This is a genomic window from Marinobacter sp. UBA2498 (genome assembly GCF_002341575.1).
Lineage (GTDB): Bacteria > Pseudomonadota > Gammaproteobacteria > Pseudomonadales > Oleiphilaceae > Marinobacter > Marinobacter manganoxydans.
In genome coordinates this window covers 15,844-29,689 of the sequence record NZ_DDOI01000080.1, presented here as the reverse complement: position 1 = coordinate 29,689, position 13,846 = coordinate 15,844, and the positions used below count along the sequence as shown (strand labels likewise).

14 protein-coding genes, 1 tRNA gene and 1 pseudogene are annotated in these 13,846 nt (G+C 58.2%); 7 read left to right on the top strand and 9 right to left on the bottom strand.

What is annotated here, in order from left to right; genetic code table 11:
- Both sorT and sorU read left to right on the top strand, forming a co-directional pair.
- Window positions 1-1,161 (top strand): SorT family sulfite dehydrogenase catalytic subunit (gene sorT, locus B2W52_RS10950; protein ID WP_286803011.1); only part of this gene is annotated, 1,161 nt, incomplete at its 5' end.
- A gap of 66 nt (window positions 1,162-1,227) precedes the next feature.
- On the top strand, window positions 1,228-1,542 hold the full coding sequence (gene sorU, locus B2W52_RS10945; RefSeq protein WP_069184689.1) for a SorU family sulfite dehydrogenase c-type cytochrome subunit: 315 nt from the start codon (window positions 1,228-1,230) through the stop codon (window positions 1,540-1,542).
- Window positions 1,543-1,597: 55 nt separating this feature from the next.
- On the opposite strand, the gene B2W52_RS10940 is transcribed toward sorU, so the two are convergent.
- The 5 genes from B2W52_RS10940 to B2W52_RS10920 all read right to left on the bottom strand — a co-directional run bounded on the left by B2W52_RS10940 (window position 1,598) and on the right by B2W52_RS10920 (window position 6,369).
- Window positions 1,598-1,975 (bottom strand): multicopper oxidase domain-containing protein, encoded by a 378-nt coding sequence (locus B2W52_RS10940; protein WP_273070695.1) that lies wholly within the window; start codon window positions 1,973-1,975, stop codon window positions 1,598-1,600.
- 616 nt (window positions 1,976-2,591) lie between these two features.
- Window positions 2,592-2,667, bottom strand: a tRNA-Phe gene (locus tag B2W52_RS10935).
- Window positions 2,668-2,788: 121 nt separating this feature from the next.
- Complete coding sequence (locus tag B2W52_RS10930) at window positions 2,789-3,061, bottom strand: oxidative damage protection protein (RefSeq protein ID WP_273070692.1); 273 nt, start codon at window positions 3,059-3,061, stop codon at window positions 2,789-2,791.
- A 75-nt stretch (window positions 3,062-3,136) separates the two neighbouring features.
- A complete protein-coding gene (gene mutY / locus B2W52_RS10925; RefSeq protein WP_008169303.1) occupies window positions 3,137-4,204 on the bottom strand; it encodes an A/G-specific adenine glycosylase in 1,068 nt (355 codons plus the stop codon).
- On the bottom strand, window positions 4,204-6,369 hold the full coding sequence (locus B2W52_RS10920; RefSeq protein WP_273070690.1) for an AsmA family protein: 2,166 nt from the start codon (window positions 6,367-6,369) through the stop codon (window positions 4,204-4,206). Before B2W52_RS10920 ends, mutY begins: the two co-directional genes overlap by 1 nt.
- 193 nt (window positions 6,370-6,562) lie before the next feature.
- Between B2W52_RS10920 and B2W52_RS10915 the strand changes: the two genes are divergently transcribed.
- The 5 genes from B2W52_RS10915 (at window position 6,563) to hisF (ending at window position 9,983) form a co-directional block, all read left to right on the top strand.
- Complete coding sequence (locus B2W52_RS10915) at window positions 6,563-7,024, top strand: SRPBCC family protein (protein WP_008169307.1); 462 nt, start codon at window positions 6,563-6,565, stop codon at window positions 7,022-7,024.
- A 138-nt stretch (window positions 7,025-7,162) separates the two neighbouring features.
- Window positions 7,163-7,756, top strand: coding sequence for an imidazoleglycerol-phosphate dehydratase HisB (gene hisB, locus B2W52_RS10910; protein WP_014578250.1), 594 nt, complete (start codon window positions 7,163-7,165; stop codon window positions 7,754-7,756).
- 71 nt (window positions 7,757-7,827) lie between these two features.
- A complete protein-coding gene (hisH, locus tag B2W52_RS10905; protein WP_286803003.1) occupies window positions 7,828-8,469 on the top strand; it encodes an imidazole glycerol phosphate synthase subunit HisH in 642 nt (213 codons plus the stop codon).
- Window positions 8,463-9,200 carry a 1-(5-phosphoribosyl)-5-[(5-phosphoribosylamino)methylideneamino]imidazole-4-carboxamide isomerase gene (hisA, locus tag B2W52_RS10900; protein WP_008169315.1) on the top strand — a complete coding sequence of 246 codons (738 nt, stop codon included), beginning with the start codon at window positions 8,463-8,465 and terminating at the stop codon, window positions 9,198-9,200. Before hisH ends, hisA begins: the two co-directional genes overlap by 7 nt.
- Window positions 9,201-9,209: 9 nt before the next feature.
- Window positions 9,210-9,983, top strand: coding sequence for an imidazole glycerol phosphate synthase subunit HisF (gene hisF, locus B2W52_RS10895; protein WP_014578247.1), 774 nt, complete (start codon window positions 9,210-9,212; stop codon window positions 9,981-9,983).
- On the opposite strand, the gene B2W52_RS10890 is transcribed toward hisF, so the two are convergent.
- The 4 genes and pseudogenes from B2W52_RS10890 to B2W52_RS10875 all read right to left on the bottom strand — a co-directional run.
- Window positions 9,980-10,795 carry a divergent polysaccharide deacetylase family protein gene (locus B2W52_RS10890; RefSeq protein WP_286803000.1) on the bottom strand — a complete coding sequence of 272 codons (816 nt, stop codon included), beginning with the start codon at window positions 10,793-10,795 and terminating at the stop codon, window positions 9,980-9,982. The genes hisF and B2W52_RS10890 overlap by 4 nt on opposite strands.
- A complete protein-coding gene (locus tag B2W52_RS10885; RefSeq protein ID WP_008169320.1) occupies window positions 10,792-12,198 on the bottom strand; it encodes a S41 family peptidase in 1,407 nt (468 codons plus the stop codon). Before B2W52_RS10885 ends, B2W52_RS10890 begins: the two co-directional genes overlap by 4 nt.
- Window positions 12,199-12,295: 97 nt before the next feature.
- Window positions 12,296-13,429, bottom strand: coding sequence for a murein hydrolase activator EnvC family protein (locus tag B2W52_RS10880; RefSeq protein WP_273070680.1), 1,134 nt, complete (start codon window positions 13,427-13,429; stop codon window positions 12,296-12,298).
- A gap of 20 nt (window positions 13,430-13,449) precedes the next feature.
- A pseudogene (locus B2W52_RS10875) lies at window positions 13,450-13,846 on the bottom strand (2,3-bisphosphoglycerate-independent phosphoglycerate mutase); the annotation flags it as partial.

The following is a 13,846-nucleotide window of genomic DNA, read 5'->3' as shown; positions in this document are numbered from 1 at the left end:
CGCCTTTTATTGGGCTCCGCCGGTGCCATGGCGTCCGTCAGTCTGCTGGGGCTCAGCCCGCTGGCCAAAGCCGCAGAGCCCAAAACGCTGCCGGACTACGTTCGCTGGAAAAACGCCAATGACGTCATCGTTCACAGTGCCAACACCATCGAAACCGAACGGGGAGCGATTGGCAGTGGTGTGGTCACTGACAGTGACAAATTGTACGTGCGCAACAATCTGCCAGCCCCGAATGCCGATATCGTTGCTGACCGCGATGCCTGGAAAGTGACTTTTGAAGGCGTGAATGGCCCCCAGTCCCTGACCCTTGGCGACCTTAAAAAAATCGGCGTGGAAACTGTGACCACGGTGCTTCAGTGTTCAGGAAACGGGCGGGCCTACTATCAGCACGGGCCGGGGGGCACCCAGTGGGGCACAGGTGCGGCCGGTTGCCTGATCTGGACCGGTGTGCCATTACGGGAGGTTGTCGCAAAACTGGGCGGCGTGAAACCCGGGATGAATTACATCACCAGCACGGGCGGCGAGAGCCTGCCTGCCGGGCTGGACCCGAAAACCATTATGGTGGAACGGTCCATTCCCCTGAAGGCTCTGGATCAGGCCCTGCTGGCCTGGGACATGAATGATGAGCCCATGCCCCTGGCCCACGGCGGCCCTTTGCGCATGGTTGTGCCCGGCTATTTCGGGGTCAACAACGTGAAATACGTGGATCGGGTGGCGTTCACCGAGGGCCAGTCGGACGCCAAGATTCAGGCCTCCGGCTATCGCATTCGTCCCATTGGCGAGAAAGGAGCACCCGATCAGCCGTCCATGTGGGAGATGCCGGTCAAATCCTGGGTTACCGCCCCCCTGACCACCGCCAGCCAGGGCAAAAACCTGGTGTACGGCGTTGCCTTCGGCGGCATGAATGCTGTCAGCAAGGTGGAGGTGTCAGCCGACGGTGGCGAAACCTGGAAGACCGCCCGCTTCCTTGGGCCCGACATGGGGCGTTATGCCTGGCGGCCGTTTGTGGTGTCGATGGATCTGAGCGCCGGCGATCACCGGATTGTCAGCCGCGCAACCGACACCGAGGGCAATACCCAGCCGCCCACACGCACGGAAAACGAGCGCGGATACGGCAACACCAGTTGGAAAGACCATGGCGTGACCGTCACCGTTTCATAAATGCATGAACCTTGTGGCGGTTCGCCCGCCGGGCCGCCCGTTTCTTTGACCGAACCAGGATTTTCCATGTCACTACGTACACTGTTATTCGCTGTACTTGTCTCTGCGTCTGCCACCGTGATGGCGGATGAACAACTCGAACTGGGCAAGAAGGTGTTCACCGAGCAGGCTCAACCCTCCTGCACCATCTGTCACGCACTGAACGATGCAGGATCGGTTGGCGAAATTGGCCCCAATCTGGACGAGCTCAAACCCTCTGCGGAGCAGGTCCGCAATGCGGTAAAGAGTGGCGTGGGGATCATGCCAGCGTTCGGTGATTCGCTGTCGGAGCAACAGATCGAGGCCGTTGCTCACTACGTTGAATCCGTAACCGGGAAATAAACGCAGGAGGGACCGCCGTGCCGGTCCCGGAGTTCACCCAACCCTGCTGAGTTGCCTAGACCTTGTGCACCTCGTAATAGCGCATCATGCCATTGTCCTCGTGCTCCATATTGTGACAATGGTAAGGATAGAGTCCCGGGAAGTCGGTGAAGGTCAGCGCAATCCGGACCCTCTCTCCGGGCAGCACCAGCACGCTGTCGTGCAGCCCTGAATCCACGATGCCGGCCGCCAACTGCCCGGCAGCTAGTGCATCGGCGTAGCGTCGGCTTAGCACCCTGAACTGCAATCCACGGACATGCATGGGATTCGGTATCATGGTGTTGTTGAAGAACTCACAAACCTCGCTTTCGCCCAACAAAACAACTTCGCCATCGGCCACCGTCGCACCTTCAAACTGACGACCTTTGATGGTAAAGCCTTGCATCAATTTCATGCCAAGCCGGAACAATCGGGGGGGCTGTGATCGTGTCCGGGCGTGGCAGGTCGGCCAGTTCATTGCTCAGCCGTTCAGGGTGTGTGGATATTTACCCCATGTCAAAGCCTAAGTTTGGGATTTGACATTTCCTTGATAAATCCTTCAACAAACCTTGACCCACCATCCAGTCTGGACTTCCCCCACTAAACACGACAACCCCGAGCCTCAAACGGAGGCAAATTGGGCGGCATTGAAGGCCATTCCGAATGTTCGCTTTGCGACCCTAGCGGCCAAGTTTTAACTCCAACCTCCGACCACAGTATGTTTGGCGAGACCAGGACCGCATTTCGCAGCATCGCTCCGTAAAGTTACTTCTTTTTAGAGGTTTCGCGCCTAAGGCAGACGATCGCGCCGTTTGGCCAAGGAATTGGCTGGAGAGCGACTTTATGGTTGAATGGAGATGCAAAACAGGCGGTTACGGAAGATTTGGTTGTACAGAGCTAACTTCGTGAAGGAGTACGAAAAGATTGCACTCGGTCAATGTCTGAGTGTTTTCTAAGCAAATCTGGGATGTGGGGACTAATGATGGGACAACTCTTAAATCCCTCCTAAGTTATTGATTGGAGGGAAAGAGTGGTGCCCGGAGGCGGAATCGAACCACCGACACGGGGATTTTCAATCCCCTGCTCTACCAACTGAGCTATCCGGGCATGTTGCGCTACTGCTGTGCAACGGGGCGCTATTAAACCGGTTTCGATGTTTTGAGTCAAGGCTAGGCCGGAAAAATTTCTGAATCTTTTCAGGCATGCTCAGGCTTTGATCAATCCGGGGTTATTGTTCCGGTGGAACGTAGCCCTCGGCCTTGTCGAACGGTTCGTTGTTGAAAAAATGTTCCATCTGCGCCTGCAGGTACTTGCGGGTGTTGGGGTCCATCAGGCTCAGGTGTTTTTCGTTGATCAGCATGGTCTGCTGGGCCTGCCATTCTTCCCAGGCATGCTTCGAGATGTTCTCGAAAATGTCCTGGCCCTTGGCGCCGGGCATGGGCGGGAAGTCCAGGCCTTCCAGTTCTTTCTGGTATTTGCGGCAGAAAACAGTACGGCTCATGATGGCTCCTGTTGGCAAATGTTGCTGGCGGTGATGATAACAGATCGTTGCGGCTGAGGGGGCCAGCGCACTGGATCAAAGCAGAGCTGCTTGCTCCGGTTCGGTAAGCAGCGACCGGATTGGAGCAGGCAGGCCGAGGTTCAGGGCTTCATGGCGGTGTAGCCATTTCAGATGATCCTTGTCTGCAACGGTGTTGGCGCCGCCGGTGACGTTTAGTCGGGCGGGCTGTATGTGCAGGTGGTAATGGGAAAAGGTATGTCGAAAGCCGTTGATAAGCTCTGGTTCTGCGCAATCCAGCCCCAGGCTCTGTTCGCAGGCTTCCTGAAGCTCATCGGCTCCGTAGGCCGGGTCTAGTTCCGGCAGGCTCCAGAGGCCGCCCCAGATGCCACTGGGCGGGCGACGCTCAAGCAGAATGCGCCCCTCGCCATCCTCAAGAATCACCATCCAGGTGGATTTCTCCGGCTTGGCCTTTTTCGGTTTGGAGCCGGGGTAGAGTGAGGTTTCACCCTGGGCGTAGGCTCTGCAGCCCTCTTGCAGCGGGCAGCTCTCGCAGGCCGGGCGGCTGCGGGTACACACCATGGCGCCGAGATCCATAATGCCCTGGGTGTAGTCGCGCACCCGCTGTTCCGGAGTGTGCTCTTCGGCCCGTTGCCACAGCTGGTTAAGCACGGCTGTCTGGCCGGGCCAGCCGGGGATGGCATGGTAGCGTGCCAGCACCCGTTTCACATTGCCATCCAGTATGGCGGCGCGAATGCCGAAGGCCTGGGCCAATATGGCGGCGGCTGTGGAGCGGCCAATGCCGGTCAGGGATTCAAGCTCCTCCTGGGTTTGCGGGAACTCACCATCGAACTCGCGCACCACCGTCTGGGCGGCTTTCTGCAGGTTGCGGGCCCTGGCGTAGTAACCAAGGCCGGACCAGTGGCTGAGCACATCATCCACCGGGGCTTCGGCCAGGGCATGAACGTCCGGGAAGCGTTCCATGAACGCTTCGAAGTAGGGGATAACCGTGGTTACCTGTGTCTGCTGCAGCATGATTTCGGAAACCCACACACGGTAGGCATTCCGGTTGTGATGCCACGGCAGGTCATGCCGGCCGTGGCAGTCGTACCATTGGAGCAGTTTGTTGGCGAAGCTGTCCGGCATCAGTTGAACAGTCCTTTGAGTTTGTCGCCGATCTGTTCCTGCACCTTTTCTTTAACCTTCTCTTCCGCCTTGGCTTTTGCCTTGTCCACTTCCTCACGGGCTTTCGCCTTGGCGGCATTTTCGGCGATGGTCTTCAGGGTGTCCCTGAAGCGGGAGCCGTCAAAGGAGCAAAGTCCTGCCGGGTCCTCGGCGAAGTTGCCACGGCACTCCACGGGAATAACCGCGTTTTCTACATATTCGGTAACGCGGCAGGCGTTGTCCCTGTGGATTTCACCGACGATTCTCAGGCCCACTTCATAATCCAGCTGGCTCTGGGCCAGATCGACTGTGCCATTGCCTTCCAGACGCATCCCGGCCAGTGCTGCAACCAGGTCGGTGTTGTTCAGGGTGTTGCCGTTGATGTCCAGGGTGCCGCGCATGTCGTTGAACGGGGTGCTGGTGCCCCAGTCGGTGGTTGTCAGCTCATCCTGGTTGACCAGAGCGATGCCCTGGCAGGCCATGCGGGTGAGGTTCATCCGGCGGAACTCGCCCTCTGCGAGGTTGAAGCTGATCTGTCCGTCAGCATTGCTGCGCAGTGCCGAGATCCGGTTGCCAGAGGTGTTGGCGTTCACTTTGAGATTTGCCCCGCCGGCGAGCATATCCACTTCTGCCAGATCGGTGAGCAAAGGCAGGGTCTGTACATTGGTTACGTCTGAGCCAACGGTCCATTTCGGATTGTCGCTGCGGGCGTCGATGGTCACGTTGGCACCAAAGCTGCCCTCGTACAGTTTGCCGCTGAACTCATCAACCTTGAGCAGGCCGTTTTTCGCGGTGGTGCTGGCTTTGATTTCGTTGATAGTCAGGTTGCTGACGATCAGCTGGCCGAGTCCCAGATCAATATCCAGCAGCAGGCTGCGAATGGTCTCCAGGGGCAGAAGGTCGCCTTCGGGTCCGGCTGCAGCGGTTTCCTGGGATGCGGGTGCTTCCTCCGCCTCTCCTTCCGCTTTCGGTGGCAGGTATCGGTCGGCATTCAACTGGTCGCCCTGGAGCTGGAAGACAACGCCTGTGTCGGCAAGGTTGTAACTGCCGGAACCAGTGAAGGTGGTGTCATCCAGTTTGATGGTCAGGTCGGTGAGCTCCACCTTGCCGGCCGGACCGCCAATACCGGTGGAGAAGGCGATGGCTTCAAGTACGTCCGGATCGCTGGTTTCCACCGGGGGCTGGCCGAGGTTGTTCAGAAGATCCTTCAGCGAGAACTCGGCGATGGAGATCTCGCCGCTCAGGGTTGGCTTGTCGCCGAATCCGGTAACGTCAAGATCGGTCGACAGGTTCAGGTTGGCCAGGCTGGCGGTAAAGCCGCTCAGGTTAGCGGTCTCGTTTTCCAGGTTCGCCCTGGCAGAGCCCGCCAGTTCAGCCGTGACCTCTTTGCCACCGAACGGCTCTCCGGTCATGTCGAACACGGCATTCAGACCGGATACGGCGAACTCGTTGAGAGCCTCGTTGGCGGCGAGGCGGGCGCTGATATTGCCATCCACTTCAAACGTGGGCTGGGTGGTGGCTACCCGGAACCCGATTTCCAGCGGGAACTCGGAGCCCAGAGTAATGTTGCTGGCGTTGACGGTGAAGTTCTCCAGCGTGACCGACTGGCCGGTACTCTTGTCGGTGTAGTGCACCTGGGCATTGCTGATCTGAACGTTTTCAACGTTGAAGTTCAGAGGCTCGCCGCCGGCGCCCTCGCTCTCCTGTGCCTGTTCATCCTGGGTTCCGGCCGTTTCCTCGGTTGCCGCTCCCGCCGCCTTCTCAGGCATGATGCGGGTCCAGTTGCCGTTGCCCTGTTCGTCCACTTCGAGTCGGGCGTCCAGCCCGTCCAGTACGAAGGTATTCACCCTCGGGGACATGGCGATCAGTGACCAGAAATCGATCTGGGCCACCAGTTGCTCAAGGGCAACAAAGCGGTCACCTTCCAGGGTGGCCTCTACGGAATTCAGCTCAAGGCCAAGTGGAATAAAAGACCAGCCGATGTCGCCTTCAAGGACCAGATCCAGGTTCGTGGCATCCTCAACGGCCTGTTCAATCTGCGGTTTGTAATCGTTGGGGTTGATCACGGCCATGGCGATGGCAACGGCAGCCACGGCAAGAACGATCAGTGCAACGATGGCAATCAGCACATAACGGACGGCTTTCATGATTCAGGCTTCCTTCCTATTTTTAGGAGCTTGCAGTATTCGCTGTGAATACCGACGCTAATGACCCAAAGGATAACGCAGGGTTAACAAATTAACAGCGCGGGAGTATGACAATGCGGTAGTGTTGGGCCAAAATACACGACCCTGATTTTCCGACTACATTGATACCTATAAACACAAGAAGGAGTTGGCCGTGGCTATTACCGTTTCGATTGAGCTGAACCGCGAACTTGAGATTCCGGGCAGCTATGATGAAGTGTTCGATTTGCTGGCGGATGTGCCACGTTCAGCCAGTCACTTCCCGAAAGTCCACAAACTGACCGACCTTGGCGATAACGCCTACCGTTGGGAAATGGAAAAAGTGGGCGTCGACAAACATGCCATCCAGTCGGTGTACGCTTGCAAATATCACTCGGACAAAGACGCCGGCAAGATTACCTGGGAGCCGGTGAAGGGCGAGGGCAATGGCGTCGTGAGTGGTTCCTGGACCATCAAGTCCAAGGGCGATAATGCCACCGCCGTGAAGTTCCAGACCAGCGCAGAGTTGACTGTGCCCCTGCCCAGCCTGCTCAAGCTGGCCATCAGCCCGGTTATCAAGCACGAGTTCAACAGCCTCGTAGACACTTACATGAACAATCTGAAGAAGGCGTTCTGACGCAGCCCTTTCTGCCATCTACCTGCACTTCGCTATCGTAGCGATTAAACCGGTTGTGGGACTCCAGCCGACATAAAAGGTATAATCGCCGGATCGAATTTTTCCGGCGTTATGCCGCTCAATTGTCACGGAGTCCCCATGGCCGAACGCAAGGCTCGGGTAGAGAGAAATACCCTTGAAACCCAGATCACCGTTGAGATTGATCTCGACGGAACCGGTAAATCCAGTTTCGATACCGGCGTGCCGTTTCTGGAGCACATGATGGACCAGATCGCCCGCCACGGTCTGGTGGATCTGAATATCGTTTCCAGGGGCGACCTGCACATTGATGACCACCACACCGTGGAAGACATCGGCATAACCCTTGGCCAGGCCTTCAAGCAGGCGGTTGGCGACAAAAAGGGCATTCGCCGCTATGGCCACGCTTATGTCCCGCTGGATGAGGCGCTCTCCCGAGTCGTTATCGATCTGTCCGGTCGCCCGGGCCTGATGATGGATGTGCCGTACACTCGCGGTGCCGTGGGTGGCTTTGACGTCGATCTGTTCGAGGAGTTTTTCCACGGCTTCGTGAACCATTCCATGGTGACCCTGCACATCGACAATCTGAAGGGTAAAAACACCCACCATCAGATTGAAACCGTGTTCAAGGCCTTCGGCCGCGCCCTGCGTATGGCGATTGAAATGGACGAGCGGATGGCCGGTATTACACCGTCTACCAAGGGTTCGCTGTAAACGCCTCGTCGCCAGAAGGCTCGCTTTAACCGGTCATGTTTGACCGGTCAATCAAGGACACCGCAACAACCATGAAAACCGTTGCCATTATCGACTACGGCATGGGCAATCTTCACTCTGCCAAAAAAGCAGTAGAGCACGTTGCCCCGGACACCACCGTGCTGGTCACCGACAACGCCGAAAAAATCCGTGAAGCCGATCGTGTCATCCTCCCTGGCGTTGGTGCCATTCGCGACTGTATGGCCGAAATGCATCGTCTCGGGGTAGTGGATCTGGTTCGTGAGGTCTCTCAGGATCGCCCGTTTCTTGGCATCTGCGTGGGCATGCAGGCCCTGATGTCCCGCAGTGAAGAGAACGGCGGTGTTGACTGCATCGGCCTGTTCCCTTCGCAAGTACGCTATTTCGGTGACCACCTCACGGAAAAGGGCGAACGCCTGAAAGTGCCCCACATGGGCTGGAATCAGGTGCAGCAGACCATTGATCACCCCCTTTGGCATAACATTCCCGAGGGTGACCGTTTCTACTTCGTGCACAGCTTCTACGCAGAAGCCGAGGGCAACGCTGATATGGCAGGCCGCACCCGCTATGGGGTGGACCTTGCGGCAGCAGTCGCGCGAGACAATATTTTTGCAGTGCAATTCCACCCGGAGAAAAGTGCACGGGCGGGCCTGCAGTTGCTTGAGAATTTTACAAACTGGACTGGAACATGCTGATAATTCCCGCGATCGATCTCAAAGACGGCAAGTGCGTACGCCTTCGTCAGGGCCGTATGGACGACTCCACGGTGTTTGGTGACGATCCTGTCAATATGGCCACTCGCTGGGTGGAAGCCGGAGCGCGGCGCCTGCACCTGGTTGATCTGAATGGCGCCTTTGCCGGTGAGCCGGTCAACGGCGAGATTGTCCAGGCCATTGCCCGTAAATACCCGGATCTTCCCATCCAGATCGGTGGTGGTATCCGGTCGGCAGAAACCATCGAAGCCTACCTGAAGGCCGGTGTGCAGTGGGTCATCATTGGCACCAAGGCCGTGAAAGAGCCGGAATTTGTCACTGAGATGTGCAAAAAATTCCCGGGTCACATCATCGTCGGCCTGGACGCCAAAGACGGCCGCGTAGCCACCGATGGCTGGGCGGAGGTCTCGGAAGTGATGGCTACCGATCTTGCCAAGCGCTTTGCCAACGATGGCGTGGACGCGATTGTGTACACCGATATCAGCCGAGACGGCATGATGCAGGGCGTTAATGTGGAAGCGACAGCCGCACTGGCAGAAGAGGGTGGTATTCCGGTTATCGCCTCTGGTGGCGTGACCAATATGGATGATCTGAAACGCCTGGCTACCGTGGCGGACAAGGGCATCCTTGGTGCCATCACGGGTCGTGCGATCTATGAGGGCACCCTGGATGTCGCTGAAGCGCAGGCTTTCTGCGACGGTCTGAAGGGGTAAGGGCGGCTTATGGCTCTGGCGAAACGCATCATTCCCTGCCTCGATGTCGATAAAGGCCGCGTGGTGAAGGGCGTCAATTTCGTTGATATCCGCGATGCCGGCGACCCGGTGGAAGTGGCCCGTCGTTACAATGAGCAGGGAGCCGATGAAATCACCTTCCTCGACATCACGGCCAGCCATGAGAGCCGTGACACCACCTACGAGACCGTTGAACGAATGGCGGCGGAAGTCTTCATTCCGCTGACTGTCGGCGGTGGTGTGCGTACCGTGGATGACATACGCAAGCTCCTGAATGCTGGCGCAGACAAGGTGTCGATCAATACCGCAGCCGTGTTCAACCCGGAGTTTGTCCGGGAAGCGGCGGATCGCTTTGGCAGCCAGTGCATCGTGGTGGCCATTGATGCCAAGCGGGTGAGTGAAGAGGGCGAGGAGCCCCGGTGGGAAATCTTTACCCACGGTGGCCGCAAGCCCACAGGGCTGGATGCCGTGGAATGGGCCCGCAAGATGGTGGAAATGGGCGCTGGTGAGTTACTGCTGACCAGCATGGACCGGGACGGCACCAAGATCGGATTTGATCTCGGGCTGACCAAAGCCATCAGCGATGCTGTGATTGTGCCGGTGATTGCCTCAGGCGGTGTCGGAGAGCTGCAGCACCTGGCCGATGGCGTGACTCAGGGCGGTGCCGATGCCGTGTTGGCGGCGTCAATCTTTCACTTCGGACAGCACACCATTCCTGAAGCGAAGGCCTTTATGAAGGCCCAAGGCATAGAAGTCCGCGATTAATCCTTCTTTGCGAAAGCAGGTCGAATGGCCTGCTTTTCTCCTTCCGCAAACATCTCCCGATTGCCGTTGCGCATGGCCCATAGCCCGCTGACGGTGGCAATGGCGATACCTTGCTCATCCAGTTTGGGCAGGTGCTTCTCCAGGTAATCCACGGTGACTTTGTGAGGATGGCCAATGCCGATGGCGCTGCCGTTTTCTTTGGCGCGCTTGATCAGCAGTTTGAACTGGCGGTCCACAAACTCTTCGGTCTGTTCGTGGTCGAGAAACACGTCCCGGGTCATGGTCGGAATGCGGTACGCCGCTGCGACATCACCGGCCACGGATGAGGCGATGGTGCGGCTGTCGATAAAGTACACCGGGTAGCGGAACAGCTCTTTCATGACCCAGTCCATAGGCTGCAGTTGCTGGGTCAGCAGGCTGCCCATGTGGTTGTTCACGCCCTGGACGTGGGGAATCGACTGCAAGGCACGGCGAAGGGTGGTCACCATGCTCTGTTCGTCCATCTCGGGGGTCAGGCCGCCCGGACCCAGGCCATAGTTGCGGGTGTTGGCCATGGGGGCATGCAGCATGATTTCCTTGTGCTGCTTGTAGGCGAGCCGGGCCAGGCTGTCCGTGTGTGGGCGGTAGGGCAGAAAAGCCAGCGTGAGCGGCTGATCCAGATTTGCCAGTCGCTCACCTTCAACAAGGCTGTGGCCCATGTCATCAATAATGATGGCAATGGTGGGCGGCAGTGCTTTTCGGGCCGGCTCCGCGGACACCGTGCCGGCGATAAAACAGAATGCTACGGCCAGCAGAGTACTGACTACTCTCACTGATCGCTTCCTTCTGCCTTGGCGCTCTTGTTCGGGTTCAGAATCCGGATTCCCTTGAGCAGGTTCAGTGCCGAGCGTAGCTGATAATCCCGGTCGGCAAGAGAACCGGTTGCGTTCTGGGCATCATCGTTTCCATCCTGGTCCTGCCCCTCGTTCTGCCCTTCAAGGTGCCCGCTCAGATCCGCTTCGGTGAAGAACGGCTTGCTGTCGAGCTCCTTGAGTTCCGCCGGCCGTACTTCAATATCGGGTTTGATGCCGGTGGCCTGGATGGAGCGGCCATCCGGTGTGTAATAGCGCGCGGTAGTCATCTTGATGGCGTGGGTCTCATCCAGCGGAATGACCGTCTGGACGCTGCCCTTGCCAAAGGACTTTGTGCCCATCACCACAGCGCGCTCATGGTCCTGAAGCGCGCCGGCGAGGATTTCTGAAGCAGAGGCGGAGCCGCCGTTGATCAGCACGACAATAGGCGTGCCTTCCATGATGTCGCCCGATCGCGCGCTGAAGCGCAGGCGGGAACTCTGGATGCGGCCCTCGGTGTAGACGATCAGTCCGTCATCAAGCAGGGCATCTGCGGTCTCTACGGCCGCCTGCAGCACCCCGCCCGGGTTGTTGCGCAGGTCGATAACAAGGCCGTCAAGATCGCGTCCGAGTTCGTCTTCCAGTCCGTTGAGGGCATCCTTGAACTGCGAGCCGGTATCCGCCTGGAACTGGGTAATGCGAACATAACCGTAACCATTTTCCAGCATTCGGGATTTCACGCTGGTGACCTTGATAACGTCCCGTTCCACTTCGATTTCGATGGGAGCGCTTTCCCCCTCACGCATAATGGTGAGCGTCAGGATCGAGCCGGGTTTGCCCCGCATTAGCTGGACAGCCTCTTCCAGGCTCATGCCTTTAACCGGTTTTTCATCCAGCTTGATGATCAGGTCCCCCGCCTGAACCCCTGCCTTCTGCGCTGGCGTGTCGTCGATGGGGGCAATCACTTTCACAAAGCCGTTTTCCATGCCCACTTCAATGCCCAGCCCGCCGAACTCGCCGGAGGTGCTCTCTTCGAGCTCTTCGTAGTCCTTGGGTGCCAGGTAGGTGGAGTGAGGATCGAGGTCTGACAGCATGCCTTTAATGGCGCTTTCGAGGAGTTTGCGATCGCTTACTTCCTCGACGTACGCATCTTTGATGCGGCTGAATACCTCGGTGAACTTGCGGAGGTCTTCCAGTGGCAGCTGCTTCTCCGGATCCGGCAGGCTTATTTCCACGCGTTCGCCGTTCTGGATGCCTTCCAGCAGCTGCTCGGTGGCGGCGTCTTTATCCTGGGCCCAGGCCAGTCCGGAAGCGGTTGCGAAACAGGTAGCGAGAGCAATGCTGCGTAATGGCAAGGCGTGGAGTGTACTTCTGACCCGTTTCATTCACATATCCCGTTTTTATTCCGATAGTTGGACTGGTTTCCCTGGCTCCGGACAGTATGGCGTTACCTGCGGCGTTTGTCAGCCCTCCCGGGGGCTCTCAGTTTGCCAGCCATCGGCCAGGGTTGTCGGGTTTCCCATTGTGCCGGACTTCAAAGTAGAGCGCCGGGGAATCTGTGCCGCCGGTACGGCCCGCCTGGGCAATGGGTTCGCCGGCAACCACCCAGTCGCCTGGGCTGGTAAACAAGCTGCTGCTGTGGCCGTACAGGGTCATGTAGCCGTCGCCGTGGTCGATGATGGTGATCAGGCCAAAGCCCCGAAGCCAGTTGGCAAACACCACCCGGCCATAGTGTATGGCACGGATCTCCGCTTCGTCCCCGGTGCCGATCAGCAGGCCGTTGCGACGGAGTTTGCCGTCGGCATAGCGCTCTCCGTAGCGGCTCAGGACCTGTCCTTTTACGGGCCAGGGCAGTTTGTTACGTAATGAGGCGAAGGGCTGGGATTCATTGGGTGAGGGGATGTTGTTGATCGCCTGCTGCACTTCTGCCAGCAGGTTTTCAAGCCGTTTGCGGTCGGATTCCAGTTCTTCCCGCTCGCTGCGCCGGTTCTGGATGTCGGCATTGAGGGCGGCCAGTGTCTGTTGGCGCTCCTTTCTCGATGCCGTCAGTTCCTGCTGGCGTTTGGCGACGTTTTCCTCAGTTCTGGCCAGTTCAACCCGGGTTGATTGCACGGCAGCCTGTGTGCTTCTGAGTTCTTGCAGGCTTTGTCTGAACGCCTCCAGGCGGTCGACTGTGTCCTTGCTAAGGTATTCGTAGTAGGTCATGGTCCGGGCGATCTTGTCCGGATCAATTTCGTTAAGCAGTACCTTTACGGCTGGCGCATCGCCTTCCATCCAGGCGGCGCGGATCTGCTTCTTGAGACTGTCCCGCTGGCGGTCAAGGGTTCGGGTGAGCTCCTGCGCCTCGCTTTCCAGTTCACGGAGCCTCTGCTGCTGCTGTTCGGCCTGCTGGCGCAGAGAGCGGCGTTCACGGGTCAGGCGGCTGATATTCTTTTCGGTCGCGGCAAGTTGCCGCTCCAGGGAGGAGCGGTCCTCTTCGGCGTCCTCCAGCCAATCGTCGATGTCCTCAATGCGTTCCTTGAGTTCCTCGATCTGAGCCGGGGTTACATCCTGTTGGGCTGTAGCCGGCGCTGCGCCCAGAAGGAGGGCGAGCGCCAGAATCGCGTGGAGTTGCAAGGGTTGGTTCCGTTCCCGGATCAGCCGATCTCAACCAGGCTGTGCCCGGTCATTTCCTTCGGTTGCTCCATTCCCATCAGGGCTAGGAGAGAGGGCGCAACGTCGCTCAGGCTGCCGTCGTTCTTCAACACAACTTTGCGGTGGCCGGTGTATACCAGTGGCACCGGGCCGATGGTGTGGGCAGTGTGAACCTGGCCTGAATTCGGATCGGTCATCTGTTCGCAGTTGCCGTGGTCAGCCGTGATCAGAGCTTCGCCGCCTACCTCATCCAGGGCCTCGACAACGCGTTTCACGCATTCGTCCAGGCATTCGGCCGCCTTGATTGCAGCGTCCAGCTTGCCGGTGTGACCAACCATGTCGCCGTTGGCATAATTGCAAACAACCAGATCGTACTTGCCGCTCTTGATCGCTTCCACC